Raw genomic sequence first — 16,565 nt, forward strand, 5'->3', positions numbered from 1 at the left:
CTTCGTCCAACCTGTTATTCAAGATATATAATTGCAACTGTCTGCAATTTTCTTCAGTCCCGTGATAGTCTCTTCAATCTCTTCCACAGTATTAAAATAACCCGGGCTTATCCTTACCATCCCTTCCGGAAATGTACCAATTTCACGGTGTGTGTATGGTGCGCAATGCAAACCCGAGCGGACAGCGATATTAAAGGTATTATCTAAAATAGCGCAAACTTCATCCGGTTTTATTCCTTTTATGTTTAAAGACGCAATCCCAACTCTTCGGTCTTCATCTAAACTTCCATATATCTCAAATCTGTCATCTGAAGCCAATACTTTTAATAACTTCATAGCCAGTTTCTGTTCATGCAGCCTTATCTTGTCTATACCTTCCCTAATACAAAACTCTAATCCGGCTTTCATTCCCACTATCCCAACCGAATTAGGAGTTCCACTCTCCAGCTTATAGGGTAAAGTTTCAGGCTGTAAGATTAATCTGCTTCATACCCTGTTCCACCTTCTCTCCAGGGACGTAGCCCTGCTCTCTCTCCAACATATAACCCTCCGCTACCCGGAGGTCCAAAAGGCCCCTTGTGTCCGGTAAAAGCCAGAAGATCTATATTACAGTTCTCAACATCAATACCGCAAACGCCCAGGGTCTGTGCCGCATCAACCATAAATATGATACCTTTTTCACGGGCTACCCTCCCTATTTCGCTGATCGGCTGTATAGTCCCTATAACGTTAGAAGCATGTGTACAGATGATTAATTTTGTTTTCGAACTGATAGTATTTTTGATATCATCGACATTTATAAATCCATCATCAGAATTTTCTACCCTGCTTACGGTAATAATACCTCTCTGTTCCAGTGCATCCAGGGGCCTTGATACAGAATTGTGCTCAAGCTTACTCGTTATCACGTGGTCACCTTTGGACAGTAACCCTTTTATACCCATATTAAGAGCATCTGTCGCACCGGATGTGAAAATCAATCTTTCGGGGTTTTTTATACAGAGAATTTTTGCTACTGTAACCCGTGCTTTCTCTATCTCCTGTTCAGCCTCAACCGACATACGATGACCGGCACGTCCCGGATTCGCTCCTTTCTCTCTCAGAAATCTATCCATTACTTCATAAACACATTCCGGTTTTGGAAATGTAGTAGCAGCGTTATCCAGATATATCATAGAACTAAAAACATTAGAATTTAAGTGACTGATATCTAAAAACAACTCACGGGTCACATACCGATATATTTTGAATATAAATTTTTTGCAGCACTCGTATCTGCAGTTCCCGTAATAATGGCCCTTCCATCAGGAAAAACCGTAAACTTATGATCTTTAACGGTAAACGAAAGCATAAACGCGTTACGACTTACATCAACAATGGTCTCTAGTCTATGTTCTAATTCTGCCAAATCTATATTATCGGCGTTTCGAGCCATTACCTGTACAGCATTTTTGCCACAAAGAAAAGTGGCCATGACTCCCTCTTCTGCTTCCAGGAATTTATAATTGTGTAATTTACATGTTGGGCAATTATCCGTTTCTATTAATTCAGAAATATCCAGTTGTTTAAATTTTGTATTCCACACATCAAATTCCTGAAGCTTTTTGTTTACGAAATCATAATCTTTAGTCAAAATCTTGATCGCCTCTGCCACTTGAATAGCTGCTATAATAGCAGCAATCGGCCCGATAACACCGGCAGTGTCACATGTAGGAAAAGTACCGATTTGAGGTATCATTTCAAAAACACACCTTAAGCATGGAGTAACAGAGGGGATTATATTCATCACTAAGCCCTTACTCTCAATACATGCACCGTATATCCACGGAATATTATACTTTATACAATAATCATTAATCAGAAACCTGGTTTCAAAATTATCTGTTCCGTCAATAATTATATCAGCATCTTCCGCTATTTCTCCTATGTTGGAATAATTGATATCAGTAACAATTCCTTCTATGTTTATTTCTGAATTAATTTTCTGAAGTTTTCTCTGTGCTGCGACTGCTTTAGGAAGATTTTCAGTAATATCATTTTCATCAAAAAGAATCTGTCTTTGTAAATTACTCTCTTCAATGAAATCCCTGTCAATAATCCTGAGATGTCCAATACCAGCCCTCACAAGATAGCTCGACGAAACAGTACCCAACGCACCACAACCAATTACAATTGCAGTGCTGTTCATCAATACTTTTTGTCTCTCTTCTCCTATATGTTGAAAAAGTATCTGACGTGAATATCGTTCAAGTGAATGGTCCATATATTTTACAGATAAAAAGCTAAAAGTGAAGAAAGTTTGAAGTGAGCTAAAGTAACAAAAGTTAATGAAATCTGAAAATACCAATATACCTTCTCGAAAGAATGGAATATCCTATTTAAGGTGATGTAACCTTCATCTATGCAGTCAATTTAAAAAAAAAGCTTGCAGTTATTTATAACGCAAGCTTTTTTTAAACAGCATATTATATTAATAATTATTAAACAGCTTCAACTTCCTTAATTTCAGGTACTTCTTCCTTCACTCTTACCTCAATACCCTGCTTTAGGGTCATCAACGCGCTAGGGCATGTTCCACAAGCACCCTGCAATCTGACCTTTACAATTCCATCTTCAACGGCAACCAGTTCTACATTTCCCCCATCAGCCATTAAAGCTGGTCTGATAGAATCTAAAGCCTTTTCTACTCTCTCCATTAACTCTGACATTATTTTTGACTCCTTCTATTTATATTCTAAAAAAATTTCAAACAAGTGTTTTTCCAGTGTTATTATAGTTCCGAGGATAACTTTATTTTATCTGAAGCAGGAGAAATACCCGGTAAAGTACTTACTCTCCTCCCTCGGCCTTCTTTTTTATAGCTTCATTTAATTCTTCTATGATCTTTTCAGGTTCAATATTATGCATCATTGCCCCAAAAGCTATATCTTCTGTCTTCGAGCCAGGACAAGTAAAACAACCGGAACCAAAATATTTTTGAAAAACCGGCTCCGTTTCAGGATACCTGGAAAACACCTCACCAATGGTTGATTTTTTGGTAATTACAATAGAATTATCACTCATGTTTTATTATCACAGAATTTATATTTAAAATGAAAATTTCTATATAATTAAATTAATCTTCCTTGGGTTTCCTGATGCTGACGAGAATATTTGTTACAAACATGAAGATCCCTATTGCGTTCATTACAGCAAATATCATTTGAGGGATTTTGCTGCATCCGTATCTACTTATTCCCCAAGTGCTCACAAAGCCGACTAAAGCGACATTCGCAACCCAGAAGTGAACAATGGCAAGTTTTGGAAATGCTACAGGATTTCCGTTAAATCTGGGAAGGATATGATATCCCACCCCGTAAATCATCATTGACATCCAGCCCAGCATCATTAAATGAACATGAGCTTGAAACAACTGTTGATTATTATATTTACTAAACATAAAATGGACACCTATTACTGCAGCTATGGCAAAATAGATTACACTCATCCGTATAAAATTCTTCGCTACCGGATCCAATCTATGCCCCCTCCAAATTTAAGTATAAATATAAGTAATAATAGTGAACAATTCTTCAACATTATCTATTCGGTATCACTGAGAATATAAAGTTCACGTAACAAAATTGATATAATCCATCAATTAATCATGAGTTAAAGAACACGATTCATAAACGAGAAGTCATTTTTTGTTCAAAAATAACTCATATAATGGGTAACGTAAAATCTAAAAGTATCTCAATTCCCCGCTTTTGTCAATAAAAAAATGGGTTAACATATGTCCAACTCTTTAACGAAAGTCATTTAATATAAAACACATACCACTACAATTTAATATCATTACAGTTTAACACACATAAGCAGAATTTAACGCATAATTAATAAAAATAAATCAAAGAAAAGAAACACTATAGCTCAGTTGGCTAACCGCCCGTACCGAACGGTACTTCTGGTGGGGAGCGCCTCCTCGACAAGCAAGAGGTCACTGGTTCGAGTCCAGTACCAGTATCGCAAATATTTTCATACAAGGACTTACGACAATTGATAGTTAACTTAATCCTGAAATGGCTGACCATTTTTTGACCAAAATTATGTAAAGCAAGGGTCAGACCTTGAAAGCAGAACATGCTTGACAATCCTGAGTATAAATTAATAATGTCCAACTATGGCACGCCCATGGAGAATTACAATATGAAGGTGCAATTTATCACGTTATTTCAAGAGGTGTAGGCAGAGGAAAGATTTTTCTTACTAATGATGATTATTCCAAGTTTCTGGAATACGTGGCAAGCGCAGGAGAAAAGTTTAATTTAGATATATTTGCATTTGTCTTGATGAGTAATCATTATCATATTCTTTTTAGAACAAATGAAGCAAACCTCTCAAGAGCCATGCAGTGGATACAGACTGCTTACAGCGTCCATTACAATCGCAATCATAAACGCAGTGGACATCTTTTTCAGGCAAGATATAAGAGCGTTCTTGTTGAAGATGAATCTTACTGGTATATTTTAAGTTTATCTATACATTTCGATAGCATCTAACACCTTTGGTGTGATATTATAAAAAATTTATATATTAATTTAACGAATTTAGCTATCAGTAATTAACTTATTGATTTCTTAATCACGAAAAAATTGAGATTTTAAGAAAACATTATGATTAAGTATAAAAAATTACCGGAAAATATCAATGAACTTTTACCCAAAGCAAGGGTATACCTGAATGATCATCCAAACGTGAGCTTTGCTTATTTCTTTGGTGGATATTCAAAGGACACAAGTTCTCCCATGAGTGATATAGATATTGCAGTATATCTTTCAGAAGTTCCAGATCTATTACAGGTAAAAACTGATCTACTGGGAGAACTAATAGAGATTCTGGAAACTGATGAAATAGACTTGGTAATATTAAATACTTCATCACTTCCACTTGTTGCAAGGATAATAGAAATGAAGGAGACTATAGTGGATAAAGATCCCCTGTTTAGACAAGATTATGAATCATTAAAATTAAGAGAGTATTTTGATTTTTCAATAAAAGAGATAAAAATACTTAAAGAGAGATATTTACTTGATAGACAAAGCCCTTATACTGAGAAAGTTCAGCGAGCTGGATGAATATTCTAGACAAATTGGAGAATTCGCATCTACTACCTCAGAAGAGTATTCAGGCAATTGGAAGATTCAACGTATAGTAGAAAGAACATTGCAGATGATGATAGAATCTTGTGCCGATATTGCCAACCATATTATCTCATCCAACGAATATCGTGTGCCAAAAAATTATGTGGACATATTCAAAGTCCTGTACGAAAATGACATCATAGACAGCAAAACCTTTGACAACATGGCAAATATGGTCAAGTTTAGAAACATAGTTGTTCATGACGATGATAAGATAGATGCATCTATCGTGATTAACATATTAAGAAAGCAGCTGAATGACTTTATGACTTTCAGGAATGCCATTTTACATGTTTTATAAACAATCTTCAGGATTGTTTTTTCTTTCGATATAAGTGTTCAAATTAACGGTAATCACTCGATTCATCTATCTTACGTCCAATCCCACAAAATCCCAGCATTTGCCTCATAAATGAGGCAACTACATCAAATCTATTGCAATATGAATTGTGATAGATTCAAACGCTCTTGTACAATTTTTTTTTCTTTCTTTTTACGGACATACAAAATAGAAATCAATTTCTGATTTCCAATTTCAACATAATTTTGATAATGATGGATGTGGTCTATTCAAAGATAAAAGGCTGTATTATATCGCCTGCCATAATGGTATTGATGTGTGTAGAAACTCTTATCAGAATTTTGGAATAGCAGAACCGTATAACAGAGAATGATAAATATTGACTTATGTTTTTTGCATTGATACAGTTTATAAATATGATTCGCCTCTCTGTCAATGGCCATTTTGAAGTGACCCCCTGGCGGACAATAAAAATGACCCCCCCCTGTTGATAAAAACTACAATTTACTCTGTTTTTCTTTTAGTCTATAACTATCACCTCCCATCATTTAAAACATGTGAATGATGAATGACCCTGTCATCAATTGGCTTAACATAAAGCACTCATTGTTATTCTTTTTCATTGGTGCATGGGGAATAATAAACCGGAAGACATAAGTTGCCGCTAAAATAAAAAAGTAAAACGGTGTTTTACCTTAAATAAAAAATATTGATTACGTACTGTATTCTCCTTCCTTCAATATCCTTAGTGTATCCTGATGTATAAGCTTCCTATTGATTTTTCTATGTTTAGTCACTTAGTACAAAAACAAGTGCAAAGCTTTCAATTGCATAAAGGTAATACATAGAAGATTTTCCACCTATTCTAACCACTATATGATAAACTATTAGAATTAACAATTTGGGGAAACAAAATTATAATTGCAAAAGAACAAGTACTTAAAGCAATTCAGGAGCTTCCACAAAAGACCTCTATTGAAGATACTATGGAAAAATTGTATGTCATTTATAAGGTAGATCGAGGTATTAAACAAGCTGATTCAGGGCAAAAAATCTCTCAGGAAGAAGCGAAAAAAAGAATGGAAAAATGGTTAAAGTAATATGGACAGATCAAGCGTTATATGATTTGGATTCTATATCCGACTAGACGCAAGGAATAGCAAGCGGTTTTTTATGAATTTCTAAACGTTTTAACCTTTGGACATTGAACCATTGAACGTTTTCAAAAAAATCTGTGTAATCTGCGTAATCTGTGGAGAAAAAAGTAATTCTCTAGCAAAGTTACATATGTTATAATGGTTTTGCGTGAGGCAAAAAAAAAGAAGTCAATTCCATAATTCCTACATTATATAAGTAATTTACGTGTGAGCTTTGCTGGAGACGTCTTGAGCCTCATTTATAATTCAAAATAAGAAAAAAACCTATAAATCCTTTAGTATCAATTATTTGTATGTTTTTTGAGTGCCTCTTGGCAGGTGTTAGGAATTATGCAAATGCCGTTAACTATATTACGCACCTTAAGGCGTTGTGCAGCAGTGTGTTATGTAATTCCTCGTTGGGTTAATCGCAAACGAATGTTAGAATCCTAACACTTGGCTAATTAAATTTCCTTTAATACTACAGACTATAGTAAATTAATTGTAGCATATAAAGCTGGTTGTTTACAACAAAACCTAGAAACAAGTTCTGTATATAAAAGGGCTTACATGTTTATAATCTGTGCAATCGAATTCAACATTACTAATTAACAATGAATTATCAAGTGCATAGCTAGGCCGTGGCATGCTTCTTGCTTATTACAAGTAAAAAGAATTACTGGACATTTTTCATGCTAGAGAAAGTAAAGAAAATATCTTATCATTAAATTAGTAAGTTTAGTAGAAAGGAGGGAACAATTAGGGAGATGAGAAACTGGTTATCTATTTAGTACAAAAGGTATGAAAAAAAATCTTATCTTGCTTTTTTAAAACTGTTCTGTAAGATTATTTTCCTACAAAAAGAGTTTTTTGTACTATCTATTTTGTTGTTATGCTAGTATTGGTTAATTTTGCTTTATTAAAACACAGGAAGGAGGGTATAAGAATTGAAAAAATATTATAGTAGCTTCGTTATCTTAATTTTATTAGTAGGTGTTATTCTTATTGGCAAGGCACAAAATGCCAATGCTTCATTTGTATTAACTTTAGACGATTTAGGTACGATTGGCATAGACGTTATTATAGTGGACGATGTTGATGGAGTTATTGGCACTTTGACAAGTGTTGGTGTATCGAACACAGCTGATGCTAGTTTAGGTGACGGGTTGATTAGTTATACTGGAGCCGCGGGTTCGTTTGCAGTCAATTTCACGGCTGGTGCATCTAAGCCAGTTATTGGGCCTCAGCAAATTGATTTGGTTGATCTCAGTATTACAGGGGCAGCAGGCTCTTTGGTGTTGGGATTGACAGATACTGGATTTATTGGATCTGGAATTCCATCGTCAATAACTGATGCGATAGGTGGAACAACCGTTGGAACCGTCTTAGCTTCAGGACATTACGACCCTGCAAACGTAGAGTTTGGCCTAGGAGCTATTCCTGCGTCACTTGGGCCTTTTGTTGCGCCGACACAGGGGACTGTTGAGCCGTTCTCAGGCTCTGCATCTGCAGCAGTTGCTGCTCACGCTGGATTATTTTCGCTTACTAAGTTTGTTACGATTACACATACCACAGGGGGTGCTACTAGTTTTAACAATTCTCTTAGTGTACCAGAACCCGGACTTGCGCTTCTTTTAGGAATCAGCCTGGTAGGCTTGGTTGGAGTAGGAGCAACGCGAAGGTTCAAGGGAGCGAAAAAGGAGTAGAAGCAAAGATTTGTTTAAATTTGATCAAGTTTGTACAACATACAAAACGTCTGTGTCAATTTGTTTGCCGACACAGACGTTTTTTTATGGCATTCTTTCTTTTGTTGTAACTGCTTAGCTTCGGAGGTACTATACAAGCGCTTTTTTTGAAAACGCACTTTGGTTATGATTTCATGGTTTTGTTTGTCAGTTCTGGCTTTAAGAAGTAGCTATAGACCCTTGATGTCACTTAAAGCGTCAAGCAACCTGTCTATATCCTCTTTCGTATGTGTTGACATGACCGTCATCCTGAGACGGCTTGAATTAGCAGGAACAGTTGGTGGGCGAATAGCTGGGACCAGGATGCCACTCTTAAAAAGTGCGGTAGACATGTCAACCGCCCTTTGCGCATCTCCTGCCAGGATTGGGATAATCGGGCTTTCTGACGATATCATGTTAAGGTCCATCGATCTCAGCTTATCTTTTATATAATGAACGTTATGCCAGAGTGATTCACGGATCGATTGGTCTTTCTGAATTAATCTTAAACCGGCAAGAGACGCGGCACATACTGCAGGAGGAAGCGCTGTAGTATACATAAAAGACCTCGCTTTATTTCTCAGGTAATTAATTAAATCAATTTCACCGGTGACATACCCACCCAGACTTCCAATCGCCTTGCTTAAGGTACCCATAACAATGTCCACCTCTTTATTTAAATCAAAATGTTCAACAACCCCCCTGCCGCTTTCCCCAAAAACACCAGTTGCATGGGCCTCATCTACCATAACCATAGCTTTGTATTTTTCTGCGATATTGATGATATCTGGCAGAGGAGCCAAATCTCCATCCATACTGAAGACTGAATCGGTAACGATAAGCTTACGATTATATTTTGCCGATTTCCTGAATATATTTTCCAGTTTCTCCATATTGCAATGTGCGTAAACTCTAAAATCAGCACCTGATAGCCGACAACCGTCAATTATACTTGCATGATTTAATTTATCACAGATAACCAGGTCTCCACCAGCTACCATTGTAGAAATAGCACCTAAATTAGCCATATATCCTGTAGGAAATACCAGAGCAGCTTCTTTTCCTTTAAATCTTGATATTTCATCTTCGAGTAATTCATGCAGTTTCATATTTCCGGATACCAGTCTCGATGCGCCCGCCCCCCATCCATACTCTTCTACAGCATCTTTAACCGCTTTTATTACCGTCGGATTATTCGCAAGGCCTAAATAATTATTTGAGCAAAAAGATAAAAACATTTTGCCATTTATTTCTATATGCGTACCCTGTGAGTTATCAACAACCTTCAGTTCCCTGTACAAACCTGACTGTTTAATTCTATTTAGTTCGTCTGATATATATTTCATCTTTCAAATGTAATAGTAAAATCGGATTGCTCAAACAGAATGATGTGGTATACTGATACAATTAATCATTAATTGACAATCTTAGATTAAAACGAAACTACAAAAAGAATCTATAGTTTAGAAAAGTAAGGAAAAAGACAGCATCATCCGGTTAGGTTTTTGCGCATTGCAAATTAATGCTTCAAAACTGTCATTCCCTCCCGCCTGTACCTATTCGGGCAGGCATGCTTTAAGCGGGAATCCAGATTGAACGAGTCACATAGATACCCGATAAAGGAATTCGGGTATGACAAAAGCGGTATACGCAATAACCTAACCGGATGCTTCTGGGAAAAACTAAACATTAAAATGACAGACTGCATTGTTATTTATATCACTACAGGGTCGATAACTGAAGCGAAAAAGATAGGGCATACTCTGGTTGAAGAAAAATTAGCAGCATGTTCTAATATCGTTTCGCCAATTCGCTCAATTTATAGCTGGCAAGGAAAGATATGTGAAGATAAAGAAGCATTGATGATTCTGAAATCCAAAAAAAAACTTTTTAAACAGATTGTAAAGAGAGTAGAAAAACTACACAGTTACGATGTCCCGGAAATTATTGCGATGCCCATAGTAGAAGGTTCCGACAAATATCTCTCCTGGCTGAAAGAAGAGACTCAATAGATTATTTGTTCTCATACACCGATTCAGACAAGTTGTCCACTGTTTAAATAACCAATTCCATACCTTCGTATGCGGCAAAAGACCCCTTAAATTCTTTTCTTGCTGCGATTTCAAGCTTGTCAATAAAGCTGTCATCATGGTCCGGATCGTGATGAAATAAAATAAATTTTTTCACTTTAGCAGCTTTTGCAACTTTAACTCCCTGCATCCACGTAGAATGTCCCCATCCGGTCCTTGGAATTCCAGTTTTACCGGAATATTCATCATCAGTATAATTACTATCATAAACAAGAACATCTGCGTTTAAAGATAGTTTCAGTAATGTAGGATCTATACAATTGAAATGCTCTGTATCTGTCGCGTAAACAAAGGACTTCCCCGCGTATTCAATCCTGTACCCTATGCACCCCCCGGGGTGATTTAGATGTGCAAGTCGAATTTTTACATTTTCTATCTTTATACTATCGTTTCTCGTTATTTCATGAAAGCCTATCTTTGCATTCAACTCTGATAACGATAAGGGAAAATATGGAAACATTAATTGAGCAGTGAACAGTTGCTCCAATGTAAAATTCATTTTCCTTTCACCAATCAACGTAATTGAATATTTGCTATTAAAAACGGGAGAAAAAAACGGGAACCCTTGTATATGGTCCCAATGAAAATGTGAAAATAGTATGTTAATATGCTGAGGTTTTTCCGTTAATATTTTATTACCTAATTTCCTGATACCACTACCGGCATCAAGAATGAATATCTCCTTACCACATCTAATTTCGATACAGGATGTATTTCCTCCATATTTAATGGTTTCTTTACCTGGTGTGCAGATACTACCCCTAACACCCCAGAAGCGAATATACATTTTATCTGTTGTTGCCATATGGCATCCCCTCTCACCCAGAGACCTGCTACTATTACTAATTTATCCGAACATCTCTTTTTCTATTATCAAACACAAAATATGACCGATTGTTATATGGCATTCCTGTATGCGGGCCGTATCAATAGAAGGAATTTCCAGACATATATCAACATGATCTTTTATACTGCCGCCACCTTTACCGGTAAAAGCAATAGTCTTTGCTCCTTTTTCGTTTGCCAGTTTTACAGCGTTAATGATACTCACAGAATTACCACTTGTAGTTAAGCCCAACACAATATCATTTTCATTAACAAATGCATCTACCTGTCTTTCATAACACATATCATATCCAAAGTCATTTGTAATTGCTGTCAATACAGATGTATCTGTAGTTAATGCAAGCGCAGGCAACGGCTTTCTATTTTTTTTAAATCGCCCAACCAGCTCTCCTGAAATATGCTGCGCATCCGCGGCACTTCCACCATTACCCACAAGGTACAACGAATGACCGGTTTTAAATGCTTCTACTAATATGTTCGCAATTTGAATAATAAGGTCTACACTACTCGAAAGGAGTTCCTCCCTTAATTTAATACTTTCATTTAAAGATGATTCTATTTCCTTTTTCATATGAAACAGCCCGCTCCGTTCACTATTTTATGATATTTTACATCGTATAATGAAAAATACATTGAAAATTTTATATCAGCTCAAAAAACAGACAATTTAATAAATGAGAGCAATATCTAAAAACCATCTATCGTGGTTTACTATTCCGTTCTAAAATCCTTTGAACAATATCAGTTGTTGATGAATCCTTTACAAAAGGCGCTAAAATCACTTTGCCGCCGTAAGATTCAACAAATTCACGCCCCACAACTCCTTTCTCTTTCCAGTCTTCACCTTTTACAAGAATATCAGGTTTTATCCTTCTTATAAGTTTCTCAGGAGTTAATTCGTCAAAAAGGACTACATAGTTAATATCTTCCAGTGCAGAAATCAATCTTGCTCTTTCATCTTCTGAAACAAAAGGCCTGGTATCTCCCTTCTGTTCTCTTACAGAACTGTCGGTATTCAACCCGATTACCAGTATATCACCCTGTTGTCTTGAATATTTAAGATATTCTATATGACCGATATGGAGTATGTCAAAGCACCCGTTTGTAAATACAATTCTCTCATTATTCCCCCTGTGTTTATTTAGTATCTCTTCCAACTCATCCAAAACTTTAATTTTTGTATAAAGGGGATTTGAGCCTCCCATAAGCTCGCTCAACATCTCACTCTTACTGACAGGCACAGCGCCTATCTTACCAACCTCAATCCCGGCGGCAATATTTGCTATCATTGCCGCGTTTTGAAAACTATTCCCGCTGCCAACTACAAACCCAAAAACACTTAAAACCATATCACCCGCGCCACTGACATCGTAAACGTCCTTCGGAACGGTAGGGATTAAGTCACAAGAGCCATCATTACAGCATAAAAACATTCCATCCTTATCGGCAGTTATAATGACGTACTCCAATGAAGACTCATCTAATAACTTCCGTCCGGCAGACTGCATGCTTTTAACGTCGGTTATCTTGATCCCTGTTGATAGTTTTGTTTCAAACCGGTTAGGTGTAATTGCAGTCGCACCCTTATAAATCGTATAGTCGTTTGAAAGCCTTGGATCTACTATAACCGGCACTTTGTGGTCTTTGCCTGATCGGATTACTGTTTCCAAAACACGCCCGGACAAAACGCCCTTATTCATATCTGATATCAGTATTATATCAACGTGTGGGACCCTGGCGTTAATTTTATTGATAATTTTATCCTGTGCCTCCTCTTCTATATCATCAGCCTTCTCATAATCAATTCGCAAAAGTTGCTGAATCCCTTTTCCCGCTGATTGAAGATGTCCCATCATTCTGACCTTTACAGTTGTCGGCCTGTCTGATACTTGTACAATTCCATCCGTTTCTACTCCAATACCATTTAAATTTTCCAATAGCTGTTTGCCTTCATTATCATTGCCAATCGCACCATAACAATAAATATTCGCCCCAAGGTGAGCAAGGTTATTCGCGACACTTCCTGCACCACCCGGTCTGACTTCTTCAGAAGTCACATTGAGAACCGGAATTGGCGCTTCCTGTGATATACGTTTAACTTCACCCCAAACGTATTTATCGAGCATAAAATCCCCTATTAACAGTATATTCGGACTGCCGATATTTGATAAAATCTGTACCAGGCCTTGTGATCTATGATCAGCGTTATCAGTCAATGGTCAACTCCAATATTATTTATTATTAGAACCGCAGAAAAAATATATTTATATACAACTTGTTTATTAATAAGTACCGACAGAATATCAGGTTAAAACCATAGTGTCAAATACAAATTGATGCTGTAAAAATAGTGTACTGATTGATTTTTTCGTTATATGAACTACTTTTTTTGTGTTGTACTGTTAGTGTGTAATGCATCTTAAAAATAGTAAAAAATAGTCTTTACAAACCCGGCCACCTGAGAAATCTATTAAAAAATATTACAATAACTATTTACCCTGAATTTTAATGTTCTCATATTATATTAATAGTTGAATATATTAACTGATGTTTTCTATTGCAACAACATATACACTCTGATAAAATGAAGAATTCGTTAAATTCACAGCACACAAACACTTATAGTGTCGTTCAATTAGTTTGAACGTTTAATACATTTACAATAAATATAATTAATGGAGATAAGTACTAATGAAAGAAGCAATTCATCCAACAATTGTAGAAACAACAGTCACTTGCGGTTGCGGAGAGACCTTTATAACACGGTCAACAAAAAGTAAGATTCATGTCGAAGTATGTTCAAAGTGTCATCCATTTTACACGGGAAAACAGAAATTTGTAGACAGCGCTGGAAGAGTTGAAAGATTTAAACAAAAATTCAAATGGACAGATAATTCAGCAAAAGGCAATTCAGACAATAATCCTGATGATCAGAATTCAGTTGCTGTAGAAAAAGAACCGGAGTCTAGTAGTGCAGATTAATGACAAACTGCTTAAAAAGCTGAGAGAAATGTTTGAACGACATAATGAGCTGGAAAAGCAGTTATCTGACCCAGAGGTAATTGCGGATAATACCAGATATACATCTTATGTTAAAGAGCACGGCAGGTTATCAAAGTTTGTTGCTAAATATCTCCAACTGGATGAGACACTCAAACAAAAAGAGGAAGCAAACGCAATCATTTCTGAGAATAATGGAGATAAAGACTTATATGAAATGGCCAGGGACGAACTGGGAAGTCTTGAAGAAAAAGAAATAGAACTTTTTGAGGAAGTTAAAGGGTGTTTTTTTACGGAAGGTGATGATGCGGGCAAGAATGCTATAATTGAAATACGTGCCGGTACCGGTGGTGATGAGGCCGCGCTATTCGCGGCTGACCTCTTCAAAATGTACACTAAATATGCTGAAAAACAGAAATGGAAAATGGAAATGCTGGACTCAAGCTACACTGAAATTGGAGGGTTTAAGGAAGTAACCTTTTCTATTGAAGGGGAGTCAGTGTACAGCAAGTTGTGTTTTGAAAGCGGTACTCACAGAGTACAACGTGTTCCTACCACTGAAACAAGTGGAAGGATACATACATCCGCGGCCACTGTTGCCGTCTTACCAGAAGTAGAAGATGTTGATATTAAGATCGACCCAAAAGATATAACAGTTGATACATTTCGTTCCTCCGGTCCGGGAGGACAGAAAGTGAACAAAACCAGTTCTGCCATCAGGATCACACACGCACCTACCGGCCTGGTTGTTAAGTGTATGGATGAAAAATCGCAACATAGAAATCGTGCAAAAGCAATGCGTGTACTTCGAAGCCGTCTCTACACTTTTATGCAGGATCAGACTAAGAATGAACGTGACAAGACAAGACGCTCGCAGATAGGGTCGGGTGACAGAAGCGAAAAGATCCGCACATACAACTTCCCCCAAAACAGGGTAACAGACCACAGAATAAATCTAAATCTCTATAGTCTGGACAAAATAATGCTTGGAGAACTTGATGATTTGATTAAGGCAATGATGGAATACGGAAAACAGGAAAAGATGAAAGAATTAGCAGCTACCCTGTAATTACCCCTCTCTCACCATATAATCCGGGAACCTATTACTAATCCCAATAGATCTTATCCTCTATAATCATTATCATGGCTTACGTACAAGACGCAAAGACAATACACAATACTTTAAAATGGGCAATTGCAACATTAAAAGGTTCAGAAATTGAATCTCCTGAAATAAATGCTGATACGCTTTTAGCCTTTGTCTTATCGTGCGACAGAACCAGACTCTATACAAATCAGGATGGTATTATAGACAACACCGATATCGACAAGTACAAAAAGTTAATTTATAAAAGAGCAGGTCATGTCCCCCTGCAATACATTACACAGAAAGCTGAATTCATGTCGCTTGACTTTATTGTGGACGAACGGGTCTTAATACCACGACCGGAAACGGAAATACTTGTTGAATCAGTCCTTAAAAAAGCACAAAGTAATGATTTTACCGTTAAGAGTTTAATCATAGTAGAAATAGGTACCGGCTCAGGCAACATTGCCATATCTCTGGCAAAATACCTGAAGCATGCAAGTATCTATACAAACGACATTTCACGGGATGCTCTGACAGTAGCAGCGGCAAATGTCCAGAAACATGATGTTGGCAAAAATGTTCATCTCTTACACGGAGATTTTTTTACAGCATTCCATGATTTCGTAGAGAAAGAACATATCGATTTTATTGTTTCCAATCCCCCCTACGTAAGCGAATTAGAATGGAAAAACCTGGAACCGGAGCTGAAAGACAATGAACCCTGGAAAGCACTAGTTGGAGGAAAAGACGGATTGTGCTTCTATAGAAAAATTATTAAGGAAGCTGTTGATTGGTTAAGACCTGGGGCTTATCTGGTTCTTGAAATTGGAGAGACACAGGCGAATACTATTATAAAACTTTTAAAAAATGAAGAACAATATGGAGAAATAGAAATACTCAAAGACCTGCAGGGAAAAGAGCGTGTAATTTCCGCGAAGAAAAGCAATATTACTTAACTTCATCAAATACTTTATTTATGCATTTTAACAACTCTGATGAATTGAAAGGTTTTCTGATAATAAAATTTACTTTCAAGGTTTTATTCACTATAGATTTGAGTCTTTCACCACAACCGGTAATTATTCCTGTTTCTGGCACGCTCTCCAACCGGTAAATGGCATTGATTACATCGCAGCCAAAGACTTCTGGCATAGCCATGTCAGTTATTGGTAAAGCTAATCCTGTAATAAGAGGA

Annotated in this window: 18 protein-coding genes and 1 pseudogene; 8 read left to right on the plus strand and 11 right to left on the minus strand. The window is 36.7% G+C overall.

The annotated features are described in order from the left end of the window. Nucleotides 1-18: 18 nt before the first annotated feature. The 6 genes from SCALIN_RS23305 to SCALIN_RS03670 form a co-directional block, all read right to left on the minus strand. The gene (locus tag SCALIN_RS23305; RefSeq protein WP_261340985.1) at nucleotides 19-408 is read right to left on the minus strand and encodes an aminotransferase class V-fold PLP-dependent enzyme; all 390 of its coding nucleotides are present in this window, start codon (nucleotides 406-408) and stop codon (nucleotides 19-21) included. Between the two features lie 68 nt (nucleotides 409-476). After that, nucleotides 477-1,175 (minus strand): aminotransferase class V-fold PLP-dependent enzyme, encoded by a 699-nt coding sequence (locus SCALIN_RS23310; RefSeq protein WP_203415330.1) that lies wholly within the window; start codon nucleotides 1,173-1,175, stop codon nucleotides 477-479. A gap of 53 nt (nucleotides 1,176-1,228) precedes the next feature. Further along, entirely contained in the window at nucleotides 1,229-2,263 is a 1,035-nt protein-coding gene (locus SCALIN_RS03655) for a ThiF family adenylyltransferase (RefSeq protein WP_096892897.1), read from the minus strand. Nucleotides 2,264-2,480: 217 nt separating this feature from the next. After that, complete coding sequence (locus tag SCALIN_RS03660) at nucleotides 2,481-2,708, minus strand: NifU family protein (RefSeq protein ID WP_096892898.1); 228 nt, start codon at nucleotides 2,706-2,708, stop codon at nucleotides 2,481-2,483. A gap of 121 nt (nucleotides 2,709-2,829) precedes the next feature. Continuing rightward, nucleotides 2,830-3,063, minus strand: a complete 234-nt coding sequence (locus tag SCALIN_RS03665) for a DUF1858 domain-containing protein (RefSeq protein ID WP_096892899.1) — start codon at nucleotides 3,061-3,063, stop codon at nucleotides 2,830-2,832. Nucleotides 3,064-3,115: 52 nt separating this feature from the next. Continuing rightward, nucleotides 3,116-3,517, minus strand: a complete 402-nt coding sequence (locus SCALIN_RS03670) for a cbb3-type cytochrome c oxidase subunit I (RefSeq protein WP_096892900.1) — start codon at nucleotides 3,515-3,517, stop codon at nucleotides 3,116-3,118. Between the two features lie 682 nt (nucleotides 3,518-4,199). Here SCALIN_RS03670 and SCALIN_RS23770 point away from each other — a divergent pair. From SCALIN_RS23770 to SCALIN_RS03690, 4 genes are all read left to right on the plus strand, one after another. Further along, nucleotides 4,200-4,541 (plus strand): transposase, encoded by a 342-nt coding sequence (locus SCALIN_RS23770; protein ID WP_420885416.1) that lies wholly within the window; start codon nucleotides 4,200-4,202, stop codon nucleotides 4,539-4,541. A 114-nt stretch (nucleotides 4,542-4,655) separates the two neighbouring features. Further along, a complete protein-coding gene (gene mntA / locus SCALIN_RS03680; RefSeq protein WP_096892902.1) occupies nucleotides 4,656-5,117 on the plus strand; it encodes a type VII toxin-antitoxin system MntA family adenylyltransferase antitoxin in 462 nt (153 codons plus the stop codon). Continuing rightward, nucleotides 5,071-5,484: a type VII toxin-antitoxin system HepT family RNase toxin gene (gene hepT / locus SCALIN_RS03685; protein ID WP_162532134.1), complete on the plus strand. Its 414-nt coding sequence runs from the start codon at nucleotides 5,071-5,073 to the stop codon at nucleotides 5,482-5,484. The genes mntA and hepT overlap by 47 nt, the downstream gene beginning before the upstream one ends. A gap of 2,221 nt (nucleotides 5,485-7,705) precedes the next feature. Then, nucleotides 7,706-8,326: a hypothetical protein gene (locus SCALIN_RS03690; RefSeq protein WP_133111647.1), complete on the plus strand. Its 621-nt coding sequence runs from the start codon at nucleotides 7,706-7,708 to the stop codon at nucleotides 8,324-8,326. Between the two features lie 209 nt (nucleotides 8,327-8,535). Here the strand turns inward: SCALIN_RS03690 and bioF are convergent, their stop codons facing one another. Next, nucleotides 8,536-9,690: an 8-amino-7-oxononanoate synthase gene (bioF, locus tag SCALIN_RS03695; protein WP_096892905.1), complete on the minus strand. Its 1,155-nt coding sequence runs from the start codon at nucleotides 9,688-9,690 to the stop codon at nucleotides 8,536-8,538. Nucleotides 9,691-10,038: 348 nt separating this feature from the next. On the opposite strand from bioF, the gene cutA reads away from it, so the two are divergent. Next, nucleotides 10,039-10,356 carry a divalent-cation tolerance protein CutA gene (cutA, locus tag SCALIN_RS03700; RefSeq protein ID WP_096892906.1) on the plus strand — a complete coding sequence of 106 codons (318 nt, stop codon included), beginning with the start codon at nucleotides 10,039-10,041 and terminating at the stop codon, nucleotides 10,354-10,356. Nucleotides 10,357-10,399: 43 nt separating this feature from the next. Here cutA and SCALIN_RS03705 read toward each other — a convergent pair whose 3' ends face one another. From SCALIN_RS03705 to rfaE2, 3 genes are all read right to left on the minus strand, one after another. Next, nucleotides 10,400-11,239, minus strand: coding sequence for an MBL fold metallo-hydrolase (locus tag SCALIN_RS03705; RefSeq protein ID WP_096892907.1), 840 nt, complete (start codon nucleotides 11,237-11,239; stop codon nucleotides 10,400-10,402). A 42-nt stretch (nucleotides 11,240-11,281) separates the two neighbouring features. After that, the gene (locus SCALIN_RS03710) at nucleotides 11,282-11,851 is read right to left on the minus strand and encodes a D-sedoheptulose-7-phosphate isomerase (RefSeq protein WP_096892908.1); all 570 of its coding nucleotides are present in this window, start codon (nucleotides 11,849-11,851) and stop codon (nucleotides 11,282-11,284) included. Between the two features lie 127 nt (nucleotides 11,852-11,978). Then, nucleotides 11,979-13,496 (minus strand): D-glycero-beta-D-manno-heptose 1-phosphate adenylyltransferase, encoded by a 1,518-nt coding sequence (rfaE2, locus tag SCALIN_RS03715; protein WP_096892909.1) that lies wholly within the window; start codon nucleotides 13,494-13,496, stop codon nucleotides 11,979-11,981. A 475-nt stretch (nucleotides 13,497-13,971) separates the two neighbouring features. Here rfaE2 and rpmE point away from each other — a divergent pair. The 3 genes and pseudogenes from rpmE to prmC form a co-directional block, all read left to right on the plus strand. Then, nucleotides 13,972-14,160, plus strand: a pseudogene (rpmE, locus tag SCALIN_RS23005) (50S ribosomal protein L31); the annotation flags it as partial. A 130-nt stretch (nucleotides 14,161-14,290) separates the two neighbouring features. After that, complete coding sequence (prfA, locus tag SCALIN_RS03725) at nucleotides 14,291-15,349, plus strand: peptide chain release factor 1 (RefSeq protein WP_420885417.1); 1,059 nt, start codon at nucleotides 14,291-14,293, stop codon at nucleotides 15,347-15,349. A 74-nt stretch (nucleotides 15,350-15,423) separates the two neighbouring features. Then, nucleotides 15,424-16,326 (plus strand): peptide chain release factor N(5)-glutamine methyltransferase, encoded by a 903-nt coding sequence (prmC, locus tag SCALIN_RS03730; RefSeq protein WP_096892912.1) that lies wholly within the window; start codon nucleotides 15,424-15,426, stop codon nucleotides 16,324-16,326. On the opposite strand, the gene SCALIN_RS03735 is transcribed toward prmC, so the two are convergent. Continuing rightward, complete coding sequence (locus tag SCALIN_RS03735; RefSeq protein WP_162532135.1) at nucleotides 16,319-16,522, minus strand: hypothetical protein; 204 nt, start codon at nucleotides 16,520-16,522, stop codon at nucleotides 16,319-16,321. The two genes, prmC and SCALIN_RS03735, sit on opposite strands and share 8 nt — an antisense overlap. Nucleotides 16,523-16,565 lie beyond the last annotated feature (43 nt).

This window comes from Candidatus Scalindua japonica, from assembly GCF_002443295.1.
In the GTDB taxonomy this organism is placed as follows: Bacteria; Planctomycetota; Brocadiia; order Brocadiales; family Scalinduaceae; genus Scalindua; species Scalindua japonica.

What these genes read in the sequence shown, in the direction of transcription:
- SCALIN_RS23305 (WP_261340985.1), bottom strand. Translation starts at nt 408, where the DNA reads ATGAAAGCCGGATTAGAGTTTTGTATTAGGGAAGGTATAGACAAGATA.
- bioF (WP_096892905.1), bottom strand. Translation starts at nt 9,690, where the DNA reads ATGAAATATATATCAGACGAACTAAATAGAATTAAACAGTCAGGTTTG.
- SCALIN_RS03665 (WP_096892899.1), bottom strand. Translation starts at nt 3,063, where the DNA reads ATGAGTGATAATTCTATTGTAATTACCAAAAAATCAACCATTGGTGAG.
- SCALIN_RS03655 (WP_096892897.1), bottom strand. Translation starts at nt 2,263, where the DNA reads ATGGACCATTCACTTGAACGATATTCACGTCAGATACTTTTTCAACAT.
- SCALIN_RS03705 (WP_096892907.1), bottom strand. Translation starts at nt 11,239, where the DNA reads ATGGCAACAACAGATAAAATGTATATTCGCTTCTGGGGTGTTAGGGGT.
- SCALIN_RS03660 (WP_096892898.1), bottom strand. Translation starts at nt 2,708, where the DNA reads ATGTCAGAGTTAATGGAGAGAGTAGAAAAGGCTTTAGATTCTATCAGA.
- prmC (WP_096892912.1), top strand. Translation starts at nt 15,424, where the DNA reads ATGGCTTACGTACAAGACGCAAAGACAATACACAATACTTTAAAATGG.
- prfA (WP_420885417.1), top strand. Translation starts at nt 14,291, where the DNA reads ATGTTTGAACGACATAATGAGCTGGAAAAGCAGTTATCTGACCCAGAG.
- SCALIN_RS03735 (WP_162532135.1), bottom strand. Translation starts at nt 16,522, where the DNA reads ATGCCAGAAGTCTTTGGCTGCGATGTAATCAATGCCATTTACCGGTTG.
- SCALIN_RS23310 (WP_203415330.1), bottom strand. Translation starts at nt 1,175, where the DNA reads ATGATATATCTGGATAACGCTGCTACTACATTTCCAAAACCGGAATGT.
- SCALIN_RS03710 (WP_096892908.1), bottom strand. Translation starts at nt 11,851, where the DNA reads ATGAAAAAGGAAATAGAATCATCTTTAAATGAAAGTATTAAATTAAGG.
- cutA (WP_096892906.1), top strand. Translation starts at nt 10,039, where the DNA reads ATGACAGACTGCATTGTTATTTATATCACTACAGGGTCGATAACTGAA.
- mntA (WP_096892902.1), top strand. Translation starts at nt 4,656, where the DNA reads ATGATTAAGTATAAAAAATTACCGGAAAATATCAATGAACTTTTACCC.